Source organism: Streptococcus sp. DD11 (assembly GCF_001578865.1).
In the GTDB taxonomy this organism is placed as follows: domain Bacteria; phylum Bacillota; class Bacilli; order Lactobacillales; family Streptococcaceae; genus Streptococcus; species Streptococcus panodentis.
This window is the reverse complement of record NZ_KQ969482.1, coordinates 1-270: the sequence shown is the minus strand read 5'-3', so window position 1 is coordinate 270 and position 270 is coordinate 1. Positions and strand designations below refer to the sequence as shown.

Annotated in this window: 1 pseudogene; it reads left to right on the top strand. The window is 58.5% G+C overall.

The features are described 5' to 3' along the window. Positions 1–270 (top strand): annotated as a pseudogene (locus tag STRDD11_RS13945) (MSCRAMM family adhesin SdrC); the annotation flags it as partial.

Genomic DNA, 270 nt, shown 5'->3' with positions numbered 1-270 from the left:
ACTTACTGACGCAGATGTACTTGCGGACACAGACGCACTCGTGGAGGCAGACTCGCTCGCTGAAGTTGATGCGCTAACAGATGCAGACGTGCTGGCTGATACCGACGCACTCGTGGAGGCTGACTCGCTCGCTGAGGTTGATGCACTCGTGGATGCGGATACGCTTGCAGAGGTCGACGCACTCACGGACGCGGAGGTGCTAGCCGATACCGATGTACTCGTGGAGGCTGACTCGCTTGCCGAAGTTGATGCGCTCTCTAATGCAGACGC